Annotated in this window: 18 protein-coding genes and 1 riboswitch; of the genes, 3 read left to right on the forward strand and 15 right to left on the reverse strand. The window is 51.5% G+C overall.

Annotated features, from left to right (window positions below; translation table 11 throughout):
- Window positions 1-65: 65 nt before the first annotated feature.
- From ACS18Q_RS22040 to ACS18Q_RS22085, 10 genes are all read right to left on the reverse strand, one after another.
- Complete coding sequence (locus tag ACS18Q_RS22040; protein WP_004727412.1) at window positions 66-1,148, reverse strand: glycosyltransferase family 9 protein; 1,083 nt, start codon at window positions 1,146-1,148, stop codon at window positions 66-68.
- Between the two features lie 361 nt (window positions 1,149-1,509).
- Window positions 1,510-2,166 (reverse strand): 3,4-dihydroxy-2-butanone-4-phosphate synthase, encoded by a 657-nt coding sequence (gene ribB / locus ACS18Q_RS22045; RefSeq protein ID WP_004727411.1) that lies wholly within the window; start codon window positions 2,164-2,166, stop codon window positions 1,510-1,512.
- Window positions 2,167-2,278: 112 nt separating this feature from the next.
- Window positions 2,279-2,419, reverse strand: a riboswitch (FMN riboswitch).
- Between the two features lie 127 nt (window positions 2,420-2,546).
- Window positions 2,547-3,977: a coniferyl aldehyde dehydrogenase gene (locus tag ACS18Q_RS22050; RefSeq protein WP_441257896.1), complete on the reverse strand. Its 1,431-nt coding sequence runs from the start codon at window positions 3,975-3,977 to the stop codon at window positions 2,547-2,549.
- Between the two features lie 12 nt (window positions 3,978-3,989).
- Window positions 3,990-4,466 (reverse strand): Lrp/AsnC family transcriptional regulator, encoded by a 477-nt coding sequence (locus ACS18Q_RS22055; RefSeq protein ID WP_004727409.1) that lies wholly within the window; start codon window positions 4,464-4,466, stop codon window positions 3,990-3,992.
- 146 nt (window positions 4,467-4,612) lie between these two features.
- Window positions 4,613-6,502, reverse strand: coding sequence for a methyl-accepting chemotaxis protein (locus tag ACS18Q_RS22060; RefSeq protein WP_038151796.1), 1,890 nt, complete (start codon window positions 6,500-6,502; stop codon window positions 4,613-4,615).
- 197 nt (window positions 6,503-6,699) lie between these two features.
- Complete coding sequence (locus ACS18Q_RS22065) at window positions 6,700-6,927, reverse strand: hypothetical protein (RefSeq protein WP_014257854.1); 228 nt, start codon at window positions 6,925-6,927, stop codon at window positions 6,700-6,702.
- 216 nt (window positions 6,928-7,143) lie between these two features.
- Entirely contained in the window at window positions 7,144-8,634 is a 1,491-nt protein-coding gene (gene putP, locus ACS18Q_RS22070; RefSeq protein WP_004727406.1) for a sodium/proline symporter PutP, read from the reverse strand.
- Between the two features lie 72 nt (window positions 8,635-8,706).
- Window positions 8,707-9,405, reverse strand: coding sequence for a 1-pyrroline-5-carboxylate dehydrogenase (locus ACS18Q_RS22075; RefSeq protein ID WP_004727405.1), 699 nt, complete (start codon window positions 9,403-9,405; stop codon window positions 8,707-8,709).
- A gap of 24 nt (window positions 9,406-9,429) precedes the next feature.
- On the reverse strand, window positions 9,430-12,549 hold the full coding sequence (gene putA / locus ACS18Q_RS22080) for a bifunctional proline dehydrogenase/L-glutamate gamma-semialdehyde dehydrogenase PutA (RefSeq protein WP_432582010.1): 3,120 nt from the start codon (window positions 12,547-12,549) through the stop codon (window positions 9,430-9,432).
- A 271-nt stretch (window positions 12,550-12,820) separates the two neighbouring features.
- Window positions 12,821-13,645, reverse strand: coding sequence for an AraC family transcriptional regulator (locus tag ACS18Q_RS22085; RefSeq protein ID WP_014257857.1), 825 nt, complete (start codon window positions 13,643-13,645; stop codon window positions 12,821-12,823).
- Window positions 13,646-14,073: 428 nt separating this feature from the next.
- Between ACS18Q_RS22085 and ACS18Q_RS22090 the strand changes: the two genes are divergently transcribed.
- The 3 genes from ACS18Q_RS22090 (at window position 14,074) to ACS18Q_RS22100 (ending at window position 18,173) form a co-directional block, all read left to right on the forward strand.
- Window positions 14,074-15,177: a PEGA domain-containing protein gene (locus ACS18Q_RS22090; protein ID WP_014257858.1), complete on the forward strand. Its 1,104-nt coding sequence runs from the start codon at window positions 14,074-14,076 to the stop codon at window positions 15,175-15,177.
- Window positions 15,178-15,321: 144 nt separating this feature from the next.
- On the forward strand, window positions 15,322-17,142 hold the full coding sequence (locus ACS18Q_RS22095; RefSeq protein ID WP_441257897.1) for an SUMF1/EgtB/PvdO family nonheme iron enzyme: 1,821 nt from the start codon (window positions 15,322-15,324) through the stop codon (window positions 17,140-17,142).
- Between the two features lie 311 nt (window positions 17,143-17,453).
- The gene (locus ACS18Q_RS22100; protein WP_004727401.1) at window positions 17,454-18,173 is read left to right on the forward strand and encodes a helix-turn-helix transcriptional regulator; all 720 of its coding nucleotides are present in this window, start codon (window positions 17,454-17,456) and stop codon (window positions 18,171-18,173) included.
- Window positions 18,174-18,205: 32 nt separating this feature from the next.
- On the opposite strand, the gene pdxH is transcribed toward ACS18Q_RS22100, so the two are convergent.
- From pdxH to ACS18Q_RS22125, 5 genes are all read right to left on the reverse strand, one after another.
- Window positions 18,206-18,841: a pyridoxamine 5'-phosphate oxidase gene (gene pdxH, locus ACS18Q_RS22105; RefSeq protein ID WP_014257860.1), complete on the reverse strand. Its 636-nt coding sequence runs from the start codon at window positions 18,839-18,841 to the stop codon at window positions 18,206-18,208.
- A 147-nt stretch (window positions 18,842-18,988) separates the two neighbouring features.
- Entirely contained in the window at window positions 18,989-20,662 is a 1,674-nt protein-coding gene (locus ACS18Q_RS22110; RefSeq protein WP_441257898.1) for a DUF342 domain-containing protein, read from the reverse strand.
- A gap of 148 nt (window positions 20,663-20,810) precedes the next feature.
- Window positions 20,811-22,502: an ATP-binding SpoIIE family protein phosphatase gene (locus ACS18Q_RS22115; RefSeq protein WP_172475444.1), complete on the reverse strand. Its 1,692-nt coding sequence runs from the start codon at window positions 22,500-22,502 to the stop codon at window positions 20,811-20,813.
- Window positions 22,503-22,528: 26 nt separating this feature from the next.
- Window positions 22,529-22,828, reverse strand: coding sequence for an STAS domain-containing protein (locus ACS18Q_RS22120; RefSeq protein ID WP_238820214.1), 300 nt, complete (start codon window positions 22,826-22,828; stop codon window positions 22,529-22,531).
- 9 nt (window positions 22,829-22,837) lie between these two features.
- On the reverse strand, window positions 22,838-24,028 hold the full coding sequence (locus ACS18Q_RS22125; protein ID WP_158141607.1) for a methyl-accepting chemotaxis protein: 1,191 nt from the start codon (window positions 24,026-24,028) through the stop codon (window positions 22,838-22,840).
- Window positions 24,029-24,039: the final 11 nt, after the last annotated feature.

Consider the following 24,039-nt stretch of genomic DNA (forward strand, 5'->3'; position numbering starts at 1 on the left):
AGCTCATATCACATAAAAGAAGGACGAACTGAGACAAAGGGATAGAGACGGAAAGCGTGCGGAAACTACTTCGCCTGAGGCAAGGTTTGCAGAAGCATTTTGACCTCATTCATCACCAGATCAGCAGAAATGGTTTGAATGTGTCCGTGAGTTTTCGCCACCAGCATCGAGGCAAATTCAGAGATTGGGTCACAATTTGCACGCCACTCTTCATTGGCTCTCATGATAAGCGTGCGCACGTCCAACGCTGACGCGATGTGCCCCATTGACGTATCCGTCGTAAGCACCAATGACATATCGCGCAGCCAATCGCCGGCATCACTGATCGACGCAGAACGAATGTAATTCACGCGCTCATCGTGCCCGTACGCCGCCAACTTGGCTCTATTTTCAGGAAGATCAAAGACACACACTTGAATACCCAGCGAAAGCAAACCGTCTAAAATGGAAACGGCTTGCTCATCGCTCAACGTATTGCCGGTTTGCGAACCACATGGGTTGAACAGCAATCGAATGCCTTGAGGCAGCGAATGCGCTTTGTCCGCAACGTGAGGGAGATTCAGGTTAAACGCCAGTTTCTCAGGTTGTTGCACACCGAAGTCCGGTAAAATACTCATCATGCGGCGCGTAAAGTGCGGCACCTGATGCTTGTTTTTCCCCACCACACCATTAAAGATATTCAGCGCAAACGGATCCAGCTTCTTCTTCTGTTTTTGTCGCGCTTCATCGGAATACGGCAAACTAACTTTCTGATTCGCCTTCATGCGATGGATGCGCCACAGCTCAATCCAGTTCCGACGTTCCCCTAAATACACCACTTTATCAAACTGTTGTTCATACAGTTCTTGACGTAAACGATGTTGGGAAAATGCGCGCTGCGGTTTTAAGTCGATATCGAGCAACCAACAACGACTCAAGGCAGGATGATAACGAATGATCTCGTGGTTTCGCGAGCTGCATAAAACTTCTAACTGCCACTCAGGATGCGCCTGCTTTAATGCACTAAACAGGGGCGCAGTCATCACCATATCCCCAATCGCGTTGTAAGGGATAATCAAAATTCTTGGCTTGTCAGAATCCTTCACCGTTGACTGTTTAGGCTGACCAACGAAGTTAATACTCCATTTAAACAAAAGCTTGAGTAACATAAAAAGCGGGGATTCCAAAGCCAAAAAGTTGACGACAATAAACACTAAATGAGGAGAAAATGCTAAGTATTATACGGAATATTTTACAAACAGAAACAATATCCAGAATAAAAATAACGTAGTGATACTAAGCGAATGATACTGCTGATGATACGTCAAAATTCCATCCATCACCGTAATGAAAAACAGTGTTCATTTTCCCTCTAAATCAGAATTCAGACCTCAAAATGACAACAATGTTCAACATCATTTCTGCACAGAATTTGAAATTGAACTAGCGACCAGCCAAACCCGGCGCCAAGACATCACCCAAACAAAAAAAGGCGCGACAGAGCGCGCCTTTACACTGTAAAGCGGGAGATTAAGCCAGCTTCAGGTCGAACTGCATGCGGTATTGCACCATGTCTTCAATGGTCAAAACAGGCATGTTGTGCAGTTTACCAAATGCCACGATTTCAGGCGTTTTAGCCATGGTGCCATCGGGATTAGTCACTTCGCACAGGACACCAGATGGCAGCAGACCCGCCATTTGCATCAGATCCACAGTGCCTTCGGTGTGGCCACGACGCGCCATCACGCCACCTTTGCGCGCGCGCAGTGGGAACACGTGTCCTGGGTGTGCTAGGTCGTCCGGTTTGGCGTTCGGATTGATCGCGGTTTTGATGGTGGTCACGCGGTCTTTTGCAGAGACGCCGGTGGTCACGCCATGGCGCGCTTCAATCGTCACGGTGAATGCGGTTTGGTTTTTGCTGTCGTTCACTTGCACCATGGGTGGCAGTTCCAGCTTGTTGGCTTGCTCATCGGTCAAACACAGACACACGATGCCGCTGCATTCGCGGATCATCAGCGCCATTTGTTCGGATGTGAGGGTCTCTGCTGAGTAGATGATGTCGCCTTCGTTTTCACGATCTTCATCGTCGAGCAGCAATACACCGCGACCTTCGCGCAGCGCTTGTAGTGCATTTTCAACACGGGTAATTGAGTCGCCGAATTCGGCAAGTAGCGATAACTGATTCATGGTTACTCCTAATAATGACCAGAATCAGGGCTGTTATGAGGGATCAAAAGCCAAAACCAAGTGCACCAAATCCAAGGAACGAGGGAACCTCAATCCATACGGTTGGTGTGTTTGTCATTCTCTCTCATCCGGACTGTAACCGTCGGCCCTGGCGTCTCACCAGATCTGCTGACCTCGACGAATCGAGCGCTCGTGGGCTCGCCCCATGGGGCATACCACCGGTGGGGAATTTCGCCCCGCCCTGAGAATACTTAAAAGATAGAACGTCGCGGCGTTCAGCACCGCGACTGCGAGTATGGTAGTGCTTTCATAGACGATTGAAAAGCGTTGCTAACACAAATCGTGCAAAAAGCGCCGCAGCACCTCTACCATCGCCTGAGTTAACGCAGCACAAAACGGCTCAGTAGCTTCAGCCACAGTGTGCGGTGATTCAGCAACCAACGACTGCGCGGCAGCTTGCTGAAGGAATGCAGGACGGTTTTGGCGTGGGAAAAGGTTTGGAAGCCTTCGATGCCATGATAATGCCCCATTCCCGCTTCCCCCACACCGCCAAATGGCGCGTCATCGGCCGCGACATGCAACAAGGTGTCGTTGATCGCCACACCGCCACTGTGGGTGCGTTTGAGGACGTAATCGATAATGTCTTGATCATCACTCATCACATACAACGCCAGCGGACGTGGCTGCGCATTGACCCGTTCAATCGCCTCTTCAATGGTGCGATAACCGATTAAGGGCAGAATCGGGCCAAAGATCTCTTCTTGCATCACGCGCATCGCATCGGTCACTTGCGTGATCACATGCGGTGCCATCTGTCCTTCGGCCAGTTCAACGGGATGGCTGAACGTACTCACCTCGGCACCCTGCTGACGCGCATCGTCCAGCAGCATGTGTAGTCTTTGATACTGAGTAGCGTTGATGATGTGCGTGCAATCGAGCTTGCCTTGCTTGTTGACGAAACGTTTGGCAAAGCGGCGCAAATAGCACTCGGTGAACGACGCCAACTGCGCCTCGGGTAACATCACGTAATCCGGCGCGACGCAGATCTGGCCACTGTTGGTCGCTTTACCCAACATGATCTGGTCAACCGCACGAGTTAAATCGGCATCAGGGGCGATAATCACCGGGGATTTACCGCCGAGTTCCAACGTGACGGGCGTAAGATGATGCGCAGCAGCCAAGGCCACTTTGCGTCCTACCGCCGTCGAGCCCGTGAATAACAGGTGCTGAAACGGCAACGCGCTAAATGCTGAAGCCACGTGCGCTTCACCTTCAACACACAGTGCAATGTCCCCCAGCGCGGCCACGATGCGGCGCAACACCTGATTGGTGTGCGGCGTGTGCTCGCTGAGTTTGAGCATCACTTGGTTGCCCGCCGCAACGGCCGTCACCAGTGGTGCGAGGCTCAACACCACCGGAAAATTCCACGGCACAATAATGCCCACAACGCCCAACGGTTGATAGCGCACTCGAACGCGCGAGGGGGAAAGTATCAGCCCCGCTTTGCGTCGCTGCGGTTTCATCCATCGTTTGAGGGATTTGAGCGTGTAGTCGAGCTGACTGACCGCCGGAACGATGTCGCACAGCACGCTGTCAAAACGGCTACGGAAACCAAAATCTTGGCTGAGCGCCTCTGCCAGCGCATTCTGTTCGCTGAGCAAAGCCTGTCTCAGCGCCACCAAACGCTGCTGGCGCTTTTCCAGTGAAGGATACGGGTCGTTAGCAAACTGAATGCTTAAACGGCCAAATTGAGCGTCTAACAGCGCCACATCACCTACCGGCTCCGTGGTCACATCGGCTAACTGCGCCATAATCTCTCCAACTTATATCGCACAAATGAGTTCCGGGTTGATGCCGAAACTGGTTTTGTGTTCTTCAATGACAAATTCACTGCGGGTCTGAATGACTCCCGGTAACGTGCCTAGTTTACCCGACATAAAGGCTTGATAGGCTTTCATGTCCCGAACCCGCACCTTGATCATGGTGTCAAAATCTCCGGACAGTGAATAACAGGCCTCAATTTCCGGGACATCACGCACCGCTTCGGCAAAACGCTCAAAAATAGAAAAACTGGTTTGATCGAGGCGAATGTGAATAAACACTTGCACATCCAATCCCAGTTTTTCCGCATTCAGTTCAGCGTGATAGCCCTTAATGTAGCCCTCTTTTTCCAACCGTTTGACCCGGTCTGAACACGGGGAAGTGGTGAGATTGACCATCTTGGCCAACTCCACCACGGGCAAGCGTCCTTTGTCGTGCAGAATACGCAGAATTTGTTGGTCCACTCGGTCTAAATGCATAATGTTCGAATTCCCTGTGACACATCATTGGTGCATACCATACTGGCGAATCGACGCCGCACGAAGCGTTTCAATACGGGTTGTGATTGTCTTCACAGTGAAAAAATAAAGGGCATCATCAGATGCCCTTGGTAGTTTACGGTCAATCAAAGCCTAAAGCGGGATATTTCCTGCTCTAACTCTTTCGCAAGGCTGTGCAGCTCTTTGGCTTGCAGCACCGCATCTTGCGCTTCACTTGCCAACGCATCACTGACTTCACGCACCGATTCAGTATTGCCGTTGATATCAGCCGTCACCAACGATTGCTCCTCTGCTGCTGAAGCGATTTGCGTGGCCATGTCGCTAATCAACTGAATCGCTTCACTGATCGCTTGCAAGCTTTCGCCAGTTTGATTGACGTCCGTGACGCTGGTTTCCACCAGTTTGTGGCTTTCCGTCATCACGGTCACCGCATTCGCCGTCACTTTCTGCAGGCCAGCAATCTTGGTTTGAATCTCTTCGGTCGACGCATGCGTGCGCTGCGACAACACGCGCACTTCATCGGCCACCACCGCAAAACCGCGGCCTTGGTCGCCAGCCCGCGCCGCTTCGATCGCCGCATTCAACGCCAGCAAATTGGTTTGCTCGGCAATCGCGCGAATGGTCGACAGAATGGTCGAGATTTCGTTGGCGTGATCTTCCAGTTCGCCGATGATGGTCACCGCGCCCGTCAACTCTTGCGCCAACTGATCAATCGAATGCTTGCTTTGCTGCATTTGTTGGTACCCTTGCGCCCCCAGTTCGACCGATTGGTTGGCGTTTTTCGCGGTGTTGTCGGCATTGCCAGCAATTTCTGCAGTGGCCGATGCCATCTCCGTCACGGCGGTCGCAACCATGGTGATTTCGTCCTGCTGCGTTCGAATGCGCTCGCTACGCTGCCCCGCAGAGCGCGCCGCGTGGTTCGCACCGTCGTTCAACGCGACAGATACGTCACGCACATTTTTCACCATCACGTGTAGGCGATCGACAAACATGTTGAATTTGTCAGCCAGCATGCCGACTTCATCATCACTTTTCACGGCCAGACGACGCGTGAGGTCGCCGTCGCCTTCAGCAATGTCACCCAGCGCCGCCGCAATGTTGCTCAGCTCATTGAGTTGACGCGCCACAAACCACGACGTGGCTAAAGCCATCACCAGCAGAATCACCAAACCGATCAAGGTTTGGGTCAGCAACATTTGATTTAACGGCTGTTCCAGCACGGCTTTGTCCATCACCATCACCAACATCCAATCGGTGTTGTCGATGCTTTGTGCCATCAGCACTTTGTCTTTGCCGTTGATCGCCAGTGGCAGCAGTTGGTGATTATGCGCCACCCCTTGCAGCGCCGACACGGTTAAGCCCGGTGCGATGTCTTGCGTGGGTTTAAGAATCAAGTCTTTGTCTGGGTGCGCGACGATTTTGCCTTTTTGGTTCACCAGAATGGCGTAACCTTTGCCTGGCACTTCAATCGCCAACACGTCTTGAATCAGCTTGTCCAGTGCCAAGTTGGACGCAGCCACGCCGATCAATTGGCCGTTGAGGCGCACCGGTTCCGTTAACGTCACCACCAACGTTTGCATGGTGACACTCACATACGGTTCTGTGGTGGTGGGTTTGCCCGCCGCTTTGGCTTCTTTGTACCAGCCGCGCTCACGGGGGTCGTAACCTGCTTTATTGAGAGAGGGATCTTGGCGGAACATTTCGCCCTGTTCGTTACCGTAGTAACTAAGACCAAATGAACCGGATTCGAGGGTTTGGCGCAGGTGCGGCACCAAGTCGAGATTGGGGTTACGTTCGATTTCTTCGCGCAAGCCTTTTAATGCATGTTGCTTGGTCGCGAACCAGTCGCCAATCCCCTTCGCGTGAGCTTGCAGCGTATTGCGGCTTTCGCTTTCGATGGCACGCCAACTGTCCTGCTGGAAGGTTTTGTAGCCCGCGAGAACCAACGCGATAGCGGTCAGTGCGATCGCGATCACCACAGAGAAAACCATCTTTCTCTTTAAACTTAACTGCATGAATGGGCTCCTTCGTCATGTCATCAGATAAATTACCTACAGATTAGCTGAACGAAGAGAGATTACTTTGCGAAAGTTCCCAATAAGGGAAGAACAGAGAAGGCGTCAGGTGAAATCAGTGATCTACTGCCCATTGTGAGCACAGAAACAACCATGGCTTCCCTGTGTCACACGGAAGCCATCTTGTTGTCATCAAACTAAATCACTCTGGCACGAGAGAAATCGGCGGGCGAGAGATCCGATTGTTGGTTACACACGCGGCAAAACCCCTGTTTCTCCATTTTGTAATAGTGCTCACCGTGCATCAATGCTGCCATAAACTGCTGAAAACCCTGCCAGCCTGACACATCCTCCGCCTGGCTACGCCTCATTACAACTTTGTGCGGTGTGGTTTTTCGACAACAGTTGCAATACGCTTCTGGCATGGTGGGTCCTCCTATCAGTGTGCTCAGTTATTGACAATTGACGCATTTTGAATCGATTGGTTCCATTGTCCCAAACTTTAGTTTTAAGTTTGTGATTTAGATTCAAAAAACAACACCCACTTTCGATTGAGTTTCTGCTATTGCAGTGGCCTGACACAAGCACAAAAAAGCCCCACATCGGTGGGGCTTTGCGCAGTTGTGTCAATCGATGGTCAATTAATCGAGTTCAACCAAGTGCTTTTTGAAGGTCTTGTGTTGTTGCTTCACCGTTTCTTCCGGTTCACCCGTCAGCAGGCTCACTGCCACAATCGCGATAGTCGAGAAGATGATTCCCGGTACGATTTCGTACACGTCGTACCAACCACCGGACAGCTGTTTCCACACCACGATGGTGATCCCACCAACGAGAATACCCGCCAATGCGCCGTTGCGGTTCATGCGAGCCCAGTACAGGCTCAGAACCAGTGCTGGACCAAAGGCGGCACCAAAGCCAGCCCATGCATAAGACACCAGGCCAAGAACCGAACTGTCTGGCGTCATTGCAAGAATCAGCGCAATGATGGAGATGATGATCACCGCCGCACGGCCAACTCGCACGATTTCTTCCGACGTCGCGTCTTTCTTAAACACTTGTTTGTAGAAGTCTTCAGCCATCGCTGACGACGACACCAACAGCTGAGAATCGGCGGTACTCATGATGGCCGCCAGAATTGCTGCCAACAGAATACCCGCCATCACTGGGTGGAAAATCGCGTTCACCAGCAGCATGAAAATTTTCTCGCCGTCATCCAACTGAATGTTGCCGTTGTTGGTCACGTAGATCAGGCCAACCAAGCCGACCAACATCGCGCCAATCATCGACAGACCCGTCCAAATCACCGCGATACGGCGTGCTGTAGTCAGATCTTTGTTTGAACGTGTGGCTTTGAAACGAGCCAAAATGTGTGGCTGACCAAAGTAGCCCAGGCCCCACGCAACCAGCGAGACGATCGCCACCGCCGACAGCGGCTGGCCTTTCACGTCATTCCACATGGTCAGCAGCTCTGGGTTAATCGCCACCAGGTCGTGATCCAGTTTAGTCAGACCGCCGTTCATTGCCGCCAGTGGCACAATCAGCAACGCTGCTGCCATCAATAGGCCTTGCACCAAGTCCGTCCATGATACCGCAAGAAAACCACCAAACAGCGTGTACGACACCACACACACCGTACCGATGATCACGGCAGTGCTGTAATCCATGCCGAAGACCGTTTCAAACAGTTTACCGCCTGCCACCAAGCCTGAGCTGGTGTAGAAAAGGAAAAACAGAAGAATGAAGAATGCTGAAATGGTTTGAATCAGTTTCGAATTGTCGTTGAAACGACGAGACAGGAATTCAGGCAGGGTCAGCGCATCCGTCGTAATGCTGTAAGTACGCAGACGTTTCGCGGTGATCAGCCAGTTGGCCCATGTACCGATCAGCAGGCCACCCGCCAACCAGAACGCTTCAATACCTGCCGCGTACGCATAACCCGGCAAACCCAGCAGCAACCAGCCACTCATGTCAGAGGCACCGGCAGAAAGTGCTGCAGGCCACGGGCCTAACGAACGGCCACCCAAAAAGTAATCAGACGAGTTTTTCGTTCGCTGATATGCAATGACCCCAATCGCCAACATCAAGATGAGGTAGACGATAAACGTGGTCGTAATAGCAAAGCTATTTTCCATTGAAATGTCCTCTTATATACGATCGCCTTCCATGTCCCCTCACAAAGGGTGAGGGGAGAACTACAGAAAGGATTAGTGGGCCTCGTTCCCAAGCTCAAGCAAGGTCGCGTTGCCGCCCACTGCTGTTATATTTATTGTGCGCGTGCGTTCGGTAATAAAACGCAGCGATAAGTGTGGATCGTTCGCCACAGGCAATGCGGCGAAATCCGTTTCAGACACCAGGCTCACAATTGCGCCTGAACGTTTGGCTAACTGACGGTTGAGGCTACGCTCGACCGCCGTTTTACCGACATAACCCATGCAGCGAATGTCCGATTCCATCAACTGATGGTACGCATCGAACGTGGCAAACTGCAGCACGTTAGCCGGTAAGGTGGACTGCTCGTAAGCAGACGAAAGAGCGGACGTCAGCTCAGCATCATCGCTACACAAAACGACACTGTTGCCTGCGACCAGCGCAGCACACAGTTGAGCCGCGACCGCCAGTTTTGCTTCATTACTGCTGTCATCTTGAACGATGAGGGCAACACCGCGCCCTGCAGTATAAAGCTCGTTGGTTTCTCCAGTTGGCCCCACAAATTGGTGCGGATGCGCCAGTAGTGTGGAAGCCTGTTGAAGTTGGTAAGAAATCACTTTTGCCAAAGCTGGCATCGTGCTTTCTAAATTCTTTTTCACCGACAGCAGTGACTCACATTTCGAGTCAAAGCCAGTCAGATTCCAATTTTCCCAAGCCGAAAAAGCGTCAGAAAAACGAGTTACTTGATGCACCATGGTTAGTCTCCTTCGCTGAACGGATTAGCTGTACTGTACTTGTGTGAAACGATACAGGTAGTGTGGACCACCTGCTTTCGGTCCAGTGCCAGACAGGCCCTGACCGCCGAATGGCTGAACGCCCACCACCGCACCCACTTGGTCACGGTTGATGTAACAGTTCCCCACACGCGCATGTTTCTCGATCCAACGATAGGTGGTCTCGTTGCGGCTGTGGATCCCCATCGTCAGACCAAAACCGGTCTCGTTAATTTGCTGTACCACATTGGCTAATTCGCTCGCTTTGAAACGAACAATGTGCAGGATTGGGCCAAATTGCTCTTCGGTCAGGCAATCAATGCCCGAGATTTCAAACGCCGTTGGCGCCACGAAATCACCGTGTTCACATGCTTCACCCAGTTCCAGTTGTGCCACTTTCTTCTGCGTTTGCGTCATGCGTTCAATGTGCGCCAGCAAGCCTTGCTTCGCTTTGGTGTCAATCACCGGGCCAACATCCGTGCTGTGCAGGTACGGGGTGCCCACAGACAGCTCCTGCATTGCGCCTTGAATCAGCGTAATGATGCGATCGGCGATGTCTTGTTGAACATACAGCACGCGCAGCGCTGAACAGCGTTGACCTGCAGAAGCAAATGCAGAGCGCAGAACGTCACGAACCACTTGCTCTGGCAGCGCGGTACTGTCCACGATCATCGCGTTCTGACCACCAGTTTCTGCGATAAACGGCACCGGATCCGCATCACGCTCAGCCAAGGTTTGGTTGATGCGCTGCGCGGTTGCGGTTGACCCCGTAAACGCCACACCGGCAATCGCAGGGTGAGACGTCAGCGCCGTACCGATTTGCGAGCCGCGGCCCGGCAGCAGTTGAATGACGCCACCAGGGAAACCGGCTTCCAGCATCAGTTCCACAGCGCGCGCTGCGATGAGGCTGGTTTGTTCAGCGGGCTTGGCAACCACCGTGTTGCCGGCCACCAAGGCCGCGGTAATTTGGCCAAGGAAAATCGCCAATGGGAAGTTCCATGGGCTGATACACACGAACACGCCACGACCTTGACGAGCCACTTGGCGACTCTGACCATCAAAACCGTCAATCGAGAACTGACCCAATGTATCGATGCGTTTGGCGTAGTAGCGACAGAAATCGACGGCTTCACGCACTTCATCAATGCTGTCGTGAATGGTTTTTCCGGCTTCCTGATGACAAATCGCCACCAATTCAGCCAAGTTGGCTTCCAACAGATCGGCCAGCTTGTCGAGCTTTTCACCGCGAGCTTGCGCTGGCGTTTGGTTCCAAGCAGCAAATGCAGCGTGGGCAGTTTCGATCGCAGCGGAAACATGATCATGGTTCGCGTGGAAAATCTGACCCACCTCGATACGACGATCGTACGGCGCTTTCACCAACTCAGGTTGTGCTGCTGCCTTGATCATGCTTTCGAATTGGATCTCTCCGTTGATGATCGGTGACGCTTGCCATTGCTTGCTCAGGAACGCGTTCACTTGCTCTTCAAACGGTTTCGCTTCGCTTTCGATGTCGATGTTGACACCGTACGAGTTACTGCGCTCAGGGAAGATATGCGTCGGGAGCGGAATTTTGGTGTTGTTGAGCGTATCGAACGCCAGCAACATGTCCACAGGGTGCTGTGTCAGCGTGTTGATCGGGCAACGCGCATCCACCAAACGATGGACAAACGAGCTGTTGGCACCATTTTCCAACAAACGACGAACCAGATAAGGCAGCAAATCTTTGTGGCTTCCCACCGGAGCGTAGATACGCACCGATTGCTTGTATGCGGCCATCACTTGGTTGTACAGCGCATCGCCCATGCCGTGCAGACGTTGGAATTCAAAGTCTTTGTGTTGCGCCATCACCGCAATGGCGGTCACGGTTTGCGCGTTGTGGCTTGCAAATTGTGGGAACAAATTGCCACGCACGCTCTCGCTCAATAGGAAACGCGCACACGCTAGGTACGACACATCCGTCGCTTCTTTGCGGGTGTAAACCGGGTAACCGGTGTAGCCGCTTTGTTGTGACCATTTGATTTCGCTGTCCCAGTACGCGCCTTTTACCAAACGTACCGGAATCAAATCGCCTTGATCTTTTGCCAGCGCAGTCAGCCATGCTAGAACCGGCAAAGCACGTTTGGAATACGCCTGAATCACCAGACCAAACTTGCCCCAGCCTGCGACTTTTTCGTGGCGGTAAACTTTTTCAAACAGCTCCAGAGACAGTTCGAGGCGATCCGCCTCTTCGGCATCGATCGTGATCGCGACATCCAGCTCCATCGCACGTTCCAGCAATTGGATCAGTGTGTCGTGTAGCTCGGTCATCACACGGTCGCGGTTGGCGACTTCATAACGAGGGTGCAGCGCAGAAAGTTTGATCGATACTGAGGGTGCAGGGCTGGTATCTAGACCGTATTTGTCGCGGCCAACCGCTTCAATCGCCATCAAGTAATCTTTGAAATATTTGTTTGCGTCTGCTGTGGTCAACGCCGCTTCACCCAACATGTCAAATGAGTAGGTGTAGCCTTTGTCGCGCATGGTGCGGCCGTTTTTCTGGGCTTCCGCGATGGTGCGGCCCAGCACAAACTGGTGACCCATGATCTTCATCGCCTGATGCATCGCTTTACGAATCACAGGTTCACTGAGCTTATTCACCAAACGGTTGACCGCTTGAACCGGGCTGGTGCCTTCTGCATCGGCCAGACCCACAACTTTGCCCGTCAGCATCAATCCCCACGTGGACGCATTCACGAACACGGAATCGGAGTTTTTGAGGTGCGATTTCCAGTCGGCCACACCCAAACGGTCACGAATGAACGCATCGGCGGTTTCCGTATCTGGAATACGCATCAGCGCTTCTGCCAGACACATCAACAGAATGCCTTCTTGCGTATCCAAACTGTATTCAAGCAGTAGCGCATCGATCATCTGAATCGACTTTTTGTCTCTGCGAATGGCTTCGATCAGTTCAGTGGTTTTGACGGCCATCGATGATTTTTCTGCATCGCTTGGGGTCGCCAACGGTAAGAGTTGTTTTAGCCATTGGGATTCGTCCACCATGTAAAGTGGCGAGATCTGTGACCACAATTTGCTGAGCGGCTGCTCAACAAATTCTGCTTTCAACACATCAGTTGCTGTAAACATGCGTTTTCCTTAATCTCACACCCGAGAATGATAGGGTCGGGTTTCCTACAATGGCTGGCAGTGTATTTTGAGCGCGTGAAGAATACTTGTCAAAAACTCCGAGCTTTTTGCCAAAAACTCGGTTTTTTAACAAAACAAAAACAGAATCACATCAATTTAGACAAAATAAAATGCTGTTCATTTACCAAATTTCGCAAATAAATAACCCGAAACCGCGTGAACAGTTTCGGGTTATAGAATAATTCTCATTAAAATTCGCAATATTCAGCGTTTAATTACGACACATTTTTTTGTACTGGGACGGGGAAACCCCTTGAAGGCGAGAAAATGTATGGGCAAAGGTGCTTTGGTTCGAAAAACCGCTCAGTTCTGCCACTTGACCAAACGTCAATCGGCCCTGCTCGATGAGGTGTTTCGCCATATCCACGCGCTTACCGAGCACGTATTGGTGCGGCGTGATGCCCATTTGTTCTTTGAACAGCATATGGAATTGGCTTTCACCCAGAAACACGCTGCCCGCAAGCTGCGCCACTGAAATGCGGCTACTGATGTGCTGTTCGATGTAACGGTCAATGGCGTCTAAATCAAAGCGCGACTCTTTCCGATGGGTTTCAAACGCTGAAATATGCCGCTGCAACAGCGCCAAAACGGTGTCACCACAGGCGCGGCTGAGCAACATATCTTCTGGACTGTTTTGCATTTCCTGCACTAGCATTTGCACCAGTTTCTGAATCTGGCCATCCAATTGGAAGTAGACATCAGCGCGCGATAAGTCATTGATTTTTTGCAACATCAACGGATCGTCTGCCGAAGCCTGTGGCATGTTCAACACCAGAATATCCGACTGCCCGACAATGCCACCAAAGGCATGGTCAGAGCCTGACGTCACCACGCACCCCTGCCCCGGGCCGACAATATTGCCCATGCCGCTGACTTCAAATTCAGCCTGACCTTTTAAGCCGATAACGATTTGCGTGTAACTGTGATCGTGGCAGTGCATGTGCGAAGGCAAAGTCACCAGCTCCGCCGGTTTGGGCGACAAAAGTTTGGCTCTTTGCTCCAAAATGGGCGGATTGTGTGAAGATAAATTACTCATGATCGTTTCACCTCACGATGACAGGTCTGCATTTTATAACAAATTTGTCAGAAGCGAAAATCTCGCCTCTGTCGCCGCTCAGAAAGTAAACATACGCCAATTGGATGGGTCGACCGGGTGAAATTGACCGCGTGGAACATCTCGGAACAATGATCAAGTGCACATAAATTACGGTCAATGAGTGTTCAATTGAAAAACGTCAAACCAGATCGGGAATCGGAGCTTGCATATTTCGATAATCTGCTCAAAATGGAGTTTGCAGAGTTATAAGATTCACAAAATCAGTGGCCTATTGTCCGGTTTTGGTGATTTTTTTGCTATAAAAAAGAGCATTTGCATTACAAGAGCCAGCGTATTGATAACGCTGTCAAAAGTTTGTCTATTGCCACTGCTCCCAGTGGAACCATATCAATTTGTTGCAGGGACCTATGATTAAACATCGCCTCCCAGCGCTACTGCTTGCGCTAAGCCCAGTTTGGGTATCTGCATCGGTATACGCGGATGAAATAACACAGGTAGATCCTGTCGCCGCTATCGATGAGAAAATCAGTACAAAACAGAGCGAGATCGATTCTATCGTCTCTGAGTACGACACAGAAGGCTCAAAACTTCAGCAGCTAAAGAACGAACAAGCTCGTCTGCAGCGCGAAAGCGAAGAGCTGGATGCTAAACGTAACCGTGCCAAGTCGGCGCTGGACAAACAATATAGCCGTCTTCTCGAAGATCCGGACACCGACTTAGTCACGTTCCAGAAGAAGTATCAGGAAAGCTGGACAGCCGTCAAAGACAACCAGTCTGAAAAGCTGACCAACGATCAAGCGATCACCGAAAGCGAAATGCGTCTGTCGCAGATTAAACAGAAGCAAGCGCGTTTGAAAACCGAGTTTTCGAATCTGGAAGAGAGCAAAATCGAAGCGCGCGTCAAACGTCTGGATGCTGAATTGCGTGAAAGCGATGTGATGGAAACCAGTTATAAGACGGCGTGTTCCACCACCATGACGCTGGGCGAATGTTCGAGCCAAGGCCAACACCTGACCAAGCAGAAAGCGGTGAAAACCTTTCGCGCGAAGTTGTTGGATAACCTAACCGAATCGGTGATTGCGAAACAAAACCTCAATGGCGTAGAACTCAACATTCACGTACAAGAGAGTCAAATCATTCGCAGTGGTTTCGAAGGCAACAACGAATACTTTACCCAGATGCAAGCGCAGCTTCAGGCCAAGCCAGAAGCGGTGGCGGCCTGTAAACTGCTGAACGTGTCGAGCCGCTACTGCTTAAAAGGCGCTTCTGATGAGAAGAACGTTAAAAAAGACAAGCAGTGGGCCAACGTGACCGTGCGTTCGGATCAGTACAATGATTCAGTGACCATCAATGGCATCAGCTACGGCAGTACGCCGGTTGAAATCGTTCTTCCTGCCGGTCGCCATCAGGTTACCGTGTCGAAAGACGGTTATGAAAGCTACAACCGCGTGATTACCGTGAACGGCAATGACACCGTTTGGGTGAAGCTTCGCCCAAATAAAGACAGCTAATCATCGGATTGGTCGTCGCGTATCACAACGCTGTCGTTTCAACGCCATTTTGTCACTAAGTTATTGAAAGATGACTTCTGACAAAATGGCGTTTTCGTTTAGAATACCGACAGTTTTTTCAACATTTAACTGAAGTAGACAACCATGCGACAAGGTTTACCCGCTCTGTTATTCGCACTCTCGCCTTGCTTGATTGCTGCACCCACCATGGCTGAAACCGTAGCACCCGCTACCGTTATGGCCATTGACGACGCGCTGTTCAGTAAGCACTCAGAGTTGCAGGATGCAAAAAAGGCAACCCAGACTCAGCAAACTGCTGTCGATAATCAGCAGAGCGAACTGGATCGCCTCAATCAACAAACGCAAAGCTTGGACGCAGCGCTGAGTACCGCCAAAGCGAATCTCGAACGCGATTATCGTAAGATGATTGATGAACCTGATCTGGATCTCTCGGTCTCTCAGAACGCCTATCAGGCCGCTTGGGCCAACGTCAAACAGAATCAGAAAGCGCGCTTAGAAGCCGAGCAGAAACTGCAAGAGCAACAAGCCGCACTGGTGCAAGCGCAAGCCACGCAACAGGTCATTGAGCAAAACATCGCGCAGTTGGATGACGATAAAGTTCGAGCGCGGGTAGCACGTCTGCGCACAGAGCTCTATCGCAGCGGCGATCAAAAAGTTAGTTTCACGAACGCCTGTAAAGCCGACATGACGCTGGCACAATGTGCGAAACAAACCACCGATCTGGCGCTGCAGAAAGCGGTGAAACAGTTCCAAAGTTGGCTGATTGATGAAACCAGCGAAGCAGCCATCGTGAAGCAGCATCTGTCGGACGTGTCGCTCAATATCCATGTGCTCAAGCACACCACCACCGATTCTGGCTTCTTTGACGGCAGTAAATTCAAAACGGTTATTGCTGCACAGCTCGATGCGCGCCCTGCAGAAAACACACCGTGCAAGCTGCTCAATGTGGCTTCGCAATACTGTTTCGCCCCAGGGGACAACACACAGACTAGCAAACAGCAAGAGATTGCGTGGGTCAGCTTGGCCGTGCGTTCGAATCAGTACAACGACAAAGTATCAGTTGATGGCGTCAGCTACGGCAGCACCCCGGTTGAAATCATGCTTCCGGTTGGCAAGCACATGATTACGGTCGAAAAAGAGGGCTATCGTTCGTTCCATCAAGAGCTAAGCATTCGCTCTGACCACACGCTGCGTGCCGTGCTGCGTGAACATGCAAACGTTTTAAAACAAGGCTTTAAGTTTGCCGATTCCCTCAAAGGCAACGTCAAAGCCCCTGAAATGATCACTTTGGTGCGCGGGGAATACCTGCTAGGCGAAAACGCATCTCGTCAAGTTCGCCTTGATCATGCTTTCGCGATTAGCGCCACCCCCGTCACCGTGGCTCAGTTTGATACCTTTGTGAATCAAACCAGTTACCAAACCGATGCCGAGCTGCAAAACTTGTGTATCGCGGTCAACAACTCCGAAGTCATGCCGGTTCCAGACAGCTACTGGCGCAACCCCGGCTTCAAACAGTCGGCGCAATCGCCAGCCGTGTGTGTCAGCCGCAACGACGCCAAAGCCTACACCGAATGGCTCTCGAAACAGACCGGCTTTACCTATCGTCTACCCAGCGAAGATGAGTGGGAAGTTGCGGCGCGTTCAGGGAGCAAAACCAGTTACTGGTGGGGCGATACATTTGGCAGCGGCCAAGCCAACACCGGTTGGGGCGGCACGCCATGGTCAAATAAGAGCACATCACCCGTGCGCGCATTTGAACCGAACCGATTGGGTTTCTACGACGTGGTTGGGAACGTCTGGCAATGGACCAATGATGATCGCGGCTTAGCCAAAGGCGGCGCGTGGAGTTTCTCGCCAGAAATGGCAAAAGCAGAAAGTGAGCTGTTCATTTCCCCGTCGGCGGCGGCCAATTACGTCGGTTTCCGCATACTTCGCGAACTTTAAGCGTCACTTTTTCACTAAAGGGGGGATTTCCCCCCTTTAGTGTTTCAGGGAGCTTCAATATAGTTAGCTCCAAGCGTTAGGTCAGACCTACCGCCCGATATCTTATTGATATCTCTGTGTTTTCAGCAGACCCTCGCTGAAATCATGGAACCTCTTCTACACGTCGACAAGATATGTTTCTTGTATTTGTTGCCAGCCCGTCTTCAGGCTGGCTTTTTTTTCCTCCAGCTCATATCAATTCACTGCATTTCATTGCTTACAACCGGATTCACGCTTGCTATCATTAGCCCGTTGTATATGAGGAACTGTGTGTGTCTACTCCGCTGACTGCCGAACAAATTCTACTGTTTAAACAATTGCCCGGTTATTGGGGCTGTAAAGATCTCAATTCTGTCTTTGTGTATGCCAACGACGCATACGGTGAATTAATCGGGGTGGCGTCCGCCGAGCAGTGTGTGGGACGCACAGATTTCGACATGCCCAGCCCGACCGTCGCCTGCGCAGGCGATTTTCAAGAGCAAGATCGCTACGTCATGCAAACCGGCCGCTCACTGAAAGTGCTCGACATTCACCCCTACCCCGATGGCCGTTGGCACGCGCATATTTTTACCAAAAGCCCATGGCGAGACGCCGACGGCAACATTCAGGGCACGATTTTCTACGGCCAAGACTTAACGGACACCGCAATATTGGAAGTGGGTCACTGGGTGTGCCGCGCCACTGGCTTAACGGCACCATTCAAATCGTCGAACAGTCACAGCGAAACGCCCCTGCCGAAACTCACCACCCGCGAATCAGAAACGCTGTTTTTGATGCTGTACGGCAAGAAACCGCAGCACATTGCGCGCGTGATGGGCATTTCAATCAAAACGGTAGAAGGTTACGAAGCGCGATTGCGCAATAAGTTTGGCGCGCATAGCAAAGAGAATCTGCTCGATGTGGCGCTGGATCTAGGATTTGGTTCGGTGATTCCGAAAACGCTGCTCAAAACGCAGCTCTCCGTGGTGCTAAAAAACGAACACGCCGCATAAAGCGGCGTGTGTTTATATTCTTCAACACGAGATTAAGGCGCTAAGCGATCCACGCTCCAACCCGCGTCTGCGTGGCTGTAGATGAAGCGGTCGTGCAAGCGATGTTCACCGCCTTGCCAAAACTCCATGCTTTCCGGTTTGATACGGAATCCACCCCAGAAACTCGGGACCGGAATTTCCCCTTTGGCGAACTTCTGTTTCAGCTCCAAGTATTTACCTTCCAACACACCGCGTGCAGAAATTCGACTGCTTTGATGGCTAGCAATCGCGGCAATTTGGCTCTCTTTAGGGCGAGAGGTGAAGTACTTCATGTTCTCCAGCGCCGTGAGTTTTTCCGCCGTGCCGGTAATGTGCACCTGACGTTCAAGCGGATGCCAAGGGAAATGCAAACTCACTTTGTTGTTGTGCTGAATGTGCTGCGCTTTACGGCTGCCTAAGTTGGTGTAAAACACAAAGCCGTCTTTATCGACGTTTTTCAGCAACACGATTCGTTGAAATGGTTGGCCGGTTTCATCGACCGTTGCCACCGTCATTGCCGTTGGGTCTGTTAATTTGGCATCAATCGCCTGCTGCAACCAAAAATTGAACTGGTCAATCGGGTCTGCAAGTAAGTCCTTTCTGCGTAAACCACCTTGAATGTACTCGCGGCGAATATCTGAAAGATCCATTTCTACTCCTCATTATTTTTTGCCGATTGTGCGCTTATACGCCTCAGAACTCAAGCCACAAGCGGACAAAAGGAGGCCTCACTACCGGCATAGAAAAAGGGAGCCACCGCTCCCTTTTCTCATTCCACTTTCGAGAAGATGGGGAAGTTAAATCCCGATGTCCTCTTCATCGAGTTTCGATGACATCTGAATCTCATATTGATTAAACGTAAACACAGACGGGCCATGTACGCGTTTGGTTGTCACCCGTTCCTCGCCATATTGAATGCTGACATGGGTAAAGACTTTGCCTTTGGCTTCCACCGTGTTGCTTTCTAGCATCTGCTCAAACTCTTCGTTGAGCAGCTCCAGCGCCATTTTGACTTTTTCCATGTGTTCAGAGGCATTCTGTTTCTGCTCATCAATGCTGAGCTCTTCTTCCTCCGTCCGTTCAGCTTTCGGGCGTTTTTTAAATTCCAGCTCACGACGAATCACATCCATCGTTTCTTCTTGTGCTTGTTTGTACTGTTCTTTGTGTTTGGCGATACGCTCTTTATAGCCACTAAAACGCGCAAACGCTTCGATGTTGGTCGCCGTATCTCCTTCTACCCCAAGGTTGAGGCAGACAATCTTCCCGCCCACTTTGGCAGTGCCGCCACTGAGCGTGCCTTGCTTCTCAGAGCCATCCAGCACCATTAAATCGCCACCACAGCGCAATTCATTGCTCATGCTGTGCACGGCTAACTGAACGTTTTCTGCGGCTTGTAGCGTCGCATACTGCGCGTAGTTGGCTTTGATGCTGCCGCCCGATTTAACCACGCAGCTTTTATCGTCCCCTTCGGAAACGGTATGACCGATGATGCCTTTGCCCACTTCGATGTCGCCCTGCGCCTGCACATCGGCCGATTCAACAAATCCCCCAATGGTGACCGAACCGGTCGCGCGCACAATCATGCCGGGTTCCACGTCACCCGCGATCACCACACAGCCTTTGAATTTCACGTGTCCCGTCGCCACGCTGACGTTGTTCAGACACAGCGCGTTATCGACATCAATGGTTTTGCCTTTGATGATTGGCATGCCAGATTGGTTGGCCAACAGCAGGTTAGGATCGTGAGGAGAAATACTGGTACCTTTGCCAGCCACCAGCGCCGAATCGTTGCCCGGTTTCGGCTCAATGACTTTGCCTTGCACGGTAAAACCCGGTTCCCCTTTGGTTGCAGGTTTACGCCGCATGACTTCTTCATTGACGCCGACGGTGATGGTTTCGCCAAGGTTACGCATGTCGATTTTTTCATGACTCTTGCGCTCTTTGGGCGCGAGAACGCGTTTGGTCACGTCGTCCACCAGCGCAATAAATTGCGCATCCTGCCCTTGCACCGCCTCTTTGCCTTGGGCGACGGGCTGGGTAAAGGTTTCGCCGGGTTTGAGCGTGTTACTCATCAACAGCACTTTCTTGAGCGCCAGTTTGTTGATGCCTTTGATCACATGCGATTGCGCCAATGCATGCACCAGCTCACTGCCGTAAAGGCCGCGTCCGCCATACGCCCCGGTGACCACCATGCTGGCCAGCATGTCCTGTTCACTCAACACCACTTCCACGCTGGCATTGCGCATTTCAGCGACCACGATGCCTTCGTAGACCTCTCCCTTTGACTCTTTGGCGCAGTTCACAAAGCGAGTCACTTCGCTGTCGAGCACCAAATACTTACGCGCGCCAATCTCGGCCAACGCTTCAACTAATCCGGCCGCCGAAAAAGATTTATCGACCGATTTATCTGAAGGCAGTTTGGCCATGACGCTTTTTTTGTTCTCAGAGAGAGCAATCAAATCCTTCCACATACTGCGTCACCTTACGGCATTCCTGTCGTTTACAACACAGTGTATAAAAAATGATACGGAGTCGAAATAATTCGATGTTCAAATTAAGGCTTGCATCACTTCTGGAACCAAAGTCTAGGTCATGAATCAGGTTTTACAGTGTAAATGGTTAGGGAATGGGTGACGGAAAAGGATGCGAACCGCTAAATACATACACGGCATGCACGCACTTACCGCCATTGGAATAGTGCAGCGACTCGCATAACTCAGACGCCAACAAGATACCTCGACCGTATGTGAAGTCGGCATCGACGCTGCGCTGCTGCTGGCAATCAAACCCTCTGCCACTGTGTTCCAAGGTAAATTCAATCCGCGAACGGCTCGGCTGATAATCGACATCCAATCGAATCCAATGTGCATCATCGAGCGCGTTGAGTTTCTCTTCGCGCACTTGGTAGTAACGAATGAAGCCATCGGGATCGTCTTTGATGTCCGATTTCAGCGCCAGTAAGCCATGTTCAATCGCATTGGAAAACAGCTCCGACAAAATCGAACACAACAGATCCAAATGCGCACCGCCCAGCACAATGCCTTTAAGAAAGGTGCGCACTTCATTCATCACCACCACCTCACGCAACACTGAAGCTGGGAAACTGAGCGTACTTTTGACCGGCAACTTGCTCAACAGTAATGGCGGCGTCAATTGCACTGGGCTGATGTTGGTAATGGGAAACGTCATGGTCAAAATGGAGAGATCGTCGCTGGTGCCAGCTTTGGCAAATCGCTGCACTTCATCGTACAGCGTGGGAATCAGCTCGCCCTGCGGCACGCGGCCAAGCAGCGTTTCTAAACGTGCCTCACCATACAATTCACCAGCGGCATTTTCTGCTTCCGTGATGCCATCGGTGTAACACACAATCCGCTGCCCCGGTTCCAACTTGACCTGCTGAATATCACTTTCAAATTCATGAACGTTGAGCACGCCAAGCGGCATGTGCGACGAGACTAAGCGTTTAATGATTTGGCCGGACTCATCCAACACATACCCTTCGGGTAAACCGCCGCCCCACCACGAGACTTCAAATCCATTGGCTCGCACTTCAAACACGCTCGCGGCCAACATCATGCCGGTCGGCAGAAAACTTTCTAGGGAGCGATTGAGCTCCGTGACAATTTCCCCCAGCGATAATCCCCGAGCAGCGGTCGAAAAGAAGGTGCGCGTGGCCGGAATGGTTGAGATGGCCGCTGGTAAACCACTGCCTGTCGCATCGGCAATCATCACATACACGCCGCCATAGGGCCGACTGGCCACCACAATCAGATCGCCATTGAAAATGGTGGAGGGAGTTGAAATGTACTCGATGCCAAAAATGTGCTCGACCTGCGCGCTCATCTCTTCCATCAAATTGGAGAAAATCGATTCGGAGATCGCGTAGTCGTATTGAACCTGTTCACGAAAGTGTTGCAGCTGATCGCGCTGCTCCGTCACCTCGTTGTGCATTTTCACCACTCGATAATGTGCCTGCACTTTGGCAATCAACACACTGCGTTCTACCGGTTTGAGGATGAAATCATCCCCCAGCGACAAGCAGCGTTCAAACGAGTCGTGATCATCCAGAACGGTGAGAAAGATGATGGGAATATAGTTGTCCGGAAATGCACGGCGAATGTCTTGCGCAGTGGCAAAACCATCTTTGATCGGCATCATCACATCCAGCAGAATCAAATCGGGCAGCGATGTCATCTGCTGCATCGCCTCGACCACGCCTTGGCCGTTTTCAAACACATCAATGTGTTCTGCCACATGTGCCAACATAAACCGGCACAGCTCTCGATTGGTGGCATGATCGTCGATCACCATCACTCGCATAGGGGTCGCCTCACGCTCTATTCAATGGAGAACTTCTTATCGAAGCGAGAAATCATCAGCACTTTCCTGACTTGCGGCAGCGTGTTGATGATGCGAATCATGCCATCTGGCTGTTCGAGGTAATTTTTCATGTTCAACAACATCCCCAAGGCCGCGCTATCAATGTAGTTCACTTTGCGCATGTCGACGGTGTAACGGTGGTCAAAGCGTTTGGCATAACTGCTGCGAAAATCCTGCACCAAATTAAAACAGAACGCGCCCTCCACCGAGATAGTCACGTGCTTGTTCTCATTGTCGATATTGGTTTCAATGCCCATAGTTTCTCCTTAGAACAGCTCCACTTCACCTTCGTCCATGCAGCTCTGATTGGCCGCTGGCGCGCTGCGTTGGGACGAACGCTCCTCCAGCTGTTGAATTTGTGCCGTGACCGCTTCCAGCGCCTGTGTGTTGTGGCGCAGCATACTCAGCAAGCTGATGGCCTCTTCCAAGTAATTCAGTGAATCCTGCGCATAATCCCCTTGCTGCACCACGATGTCGGCAAATTGCAGCGAACGCACGCCATCGCCAACGTGTTTCACCAACACTTGCCCCAGCTCTTGCATTTTTTGCACTTCACGCTCAATTTCGGTGTTCACCTGTTGTACCCCATGCAGCATGTCATCCACTTTGCCTTTGGAGGCTTCAACGTGTGACATATCAATGGATGCCATTTCACCCACAGTTTTATTGGCTTCTTTCACCGTTTGCTGCGCAATCTGAATCTCTTTTTCGATTTGGCTGTTGAGCGCTTCCGCTTTCACCGACAGGTTACGAACCTCTTGGGCCACCACCGCAAATCCGCGCCCAGCCTCACCTGCGCGCGCCGCTTCAATGGCGGCATTCAGCGCCAACAGATTGGTTTGCTCAGACAAGCCCCGCACCTGATCAAGCAACTGAAACACCACGTCCAACTTGAGTGACATGTCGCGAATGCTGTTGACGGCTGAGGTGCTCTTTTCCGACACATTCAACAGCGTAGAAACAAATTCATTGATGATGGCTTCGGTGCGCGGCAGCACCGTGGTTAAGCTATATTCACTGTTTTGGTTGGCCAATAGGTTATTCACCAACGTACTGGAAATCGCCGATTGCTGTTCACTGACGGTTTGCAGGCCGAAAAAGCTCTCGTTGAGCAGTTCGACGGATTCATCGACGATGCGATGCTGCTTTTCCAACGGTTCGCGCACGCGTTCGATATTCAGGCTCACCACCGATTCAAGCCGTTCGCTGGACTGATGCGCTTGATTTGATGGCGGCTGTGATGTCTGGACGGCCCCGTTAGTTTGGCGCACCGAGGCTGCCGCAGGGGTGGCGTCAACTGTTTGCCTCGCCGACAACACTAACCAAGGCAATGCCGCTGCGACCATCGCGCCGAGCATGAACCACACGCTCTGCGCCAGCATTGCTAAACCGCCTAACACCACCACTTGGGCAAGCAGAATCAAGCCTTTTCTATTGCGTGTTTTTGTCTCTTTCATATCCGCTCCTG

The sequence above is a fragment of the Vibrio sp. Vf1514 genome, from assembly GCF_052076135.1.
Taxonomy (GTDB): Bacteria; Pseudomonadota; Gammaproteobacteria; order Enterobacterales; family Vibrionaceae; genus Vibrio; species Vibrio furnissii.

What these genes read in the sequence shown, in the direction of transcription:
- ribB (WP_004727411.1), bottom strand. Translation starts at nt 2,166, where the DNA reads ATGAATCAGTTATCGCTACTTGCCGAATTCGGCGACTCAATTACCCGT.
- ACS18Q_RS22075 (WP_004727405.1), bottom strand. Translation starts at nt 9,405, where the DNA reads ATGGTGCATCAAGTAACTCGTTTTTCTGACGCTTTTTCGGCTTGGGAA.
- putP (WP_004727406.1), bottom strand. Translation starts at nt 8,634, where the DNA reads ATGGAAAATAGCTTTGCTATTACGACCACGTTTATCGTCTACCTCATC.
- ACS18Q_RS22050 (WP_441257896.1), bottom strand. Translation starts at nt 3,977, where the DNA reads ATGGCGCAGTTAGCCGATGTGACCACGGAGCCGGTAGGTGATGTGGCG.
- ACS18Q_RS22055 (WP_004727409.1), bottom strand. Translation starts at nt 4,466, where the DNA reads ATGCATTTAGACCGAGTGGACCAACAAATTCTGCGTATTCTGCACGAC.
- ACS18Q_RS22065 (WP_014257854.1), bottom strand. Translation starts at nt 6,927, where the DNA reads ATGCCAGAAGCGTATTGCAACTGTTGTCGAAAAACCACACCGCACAAA.
- ACS18Q_RS22090 (WP_014257858.1), top strand. Translation starts at nt 14,074, where the DNA reads ATGATTAAACATCGCCTCCCAGCGCTACTGCTTGCGCTAAGCCCAGTT.
- ACS18Q_RS22120 (WP_238820214.1), bottom strand. Translation starts at nt 22,828, where the DNA reads ATGGGCATTGAAACCAATATCGACAATGAGAACAAGCACGTGACTATC.
- putA (WP_432582010.1), bottom strand. Translation starts at nt 12,549, where the DNA reads ATGTTTACAGCAACTGATGTGTTGAAAGCAGAATTTGTTGAGCAGCCG.
- pdxH (WP_014257860.1), bottom strand. Translation starts at nt 18,841, where the DNA reads ATGGATCTTTCAGATATTCGCCGCGAGTACATTCAAGGTGGTTTACGC.
- ACS18Q_RS22095 (WP_441257897.1), top strand. Translation starts at nt 15,322, where the DNA reads ATGCGACAAGGTTTACCCGCTCTGTTATTCGCACTCTCGCCTTGCTTG.
- ACS18Q_RS22125 (WP_158141607.1), bottom strand. Translation starts at nt 24,028, where the DNA reads ATGAAAGAGACAAAAACACGCAATAGAAAAGGCTTGATTCTGCTTGCC.
- ACS18Q_RS22115 (WP_172475444.1), bottom strand. Translation starts at nt 22,502, where the DNA reads ATGGTGATCGACGATCATGCCACCAATCGAGAGCTGTGCCGGTTTATG.
- ACS18Q_RS22060 (WP_038151796.1), bottom strand. Translation starts at nt 6,502, where the DNA reads ATGCAGTTAAGTTTAAAGAGAAAGATGGTTTTCTCTGTGGTGATCGCG.
- ACS18Q_RS22110 (WP_441257898.1), bottom strand. Translation starts at nt 20,662, where the DNA reads ATGTGGAAGGATTTGATTGCTCTCTCTGAGAACAAAAAAAGCGTCATG.
- ACS18Q_RS22040 (WP_004727412.1), bottom strand. Translation starts at nt 1,148, where the DNA reads ATGTTACTCAAGCTTTTGTTTAAATGGAGTATTAACTTCGTTGGTCAG.
- ACS18Q_RS22085 (WP_014257857.1), bottom strand. Translation starts at nt 13,645, where the DNA reads ATGAGTAATTTATCTTCACACAATCCGCCCATTTTGGAGCAAAGAGCC.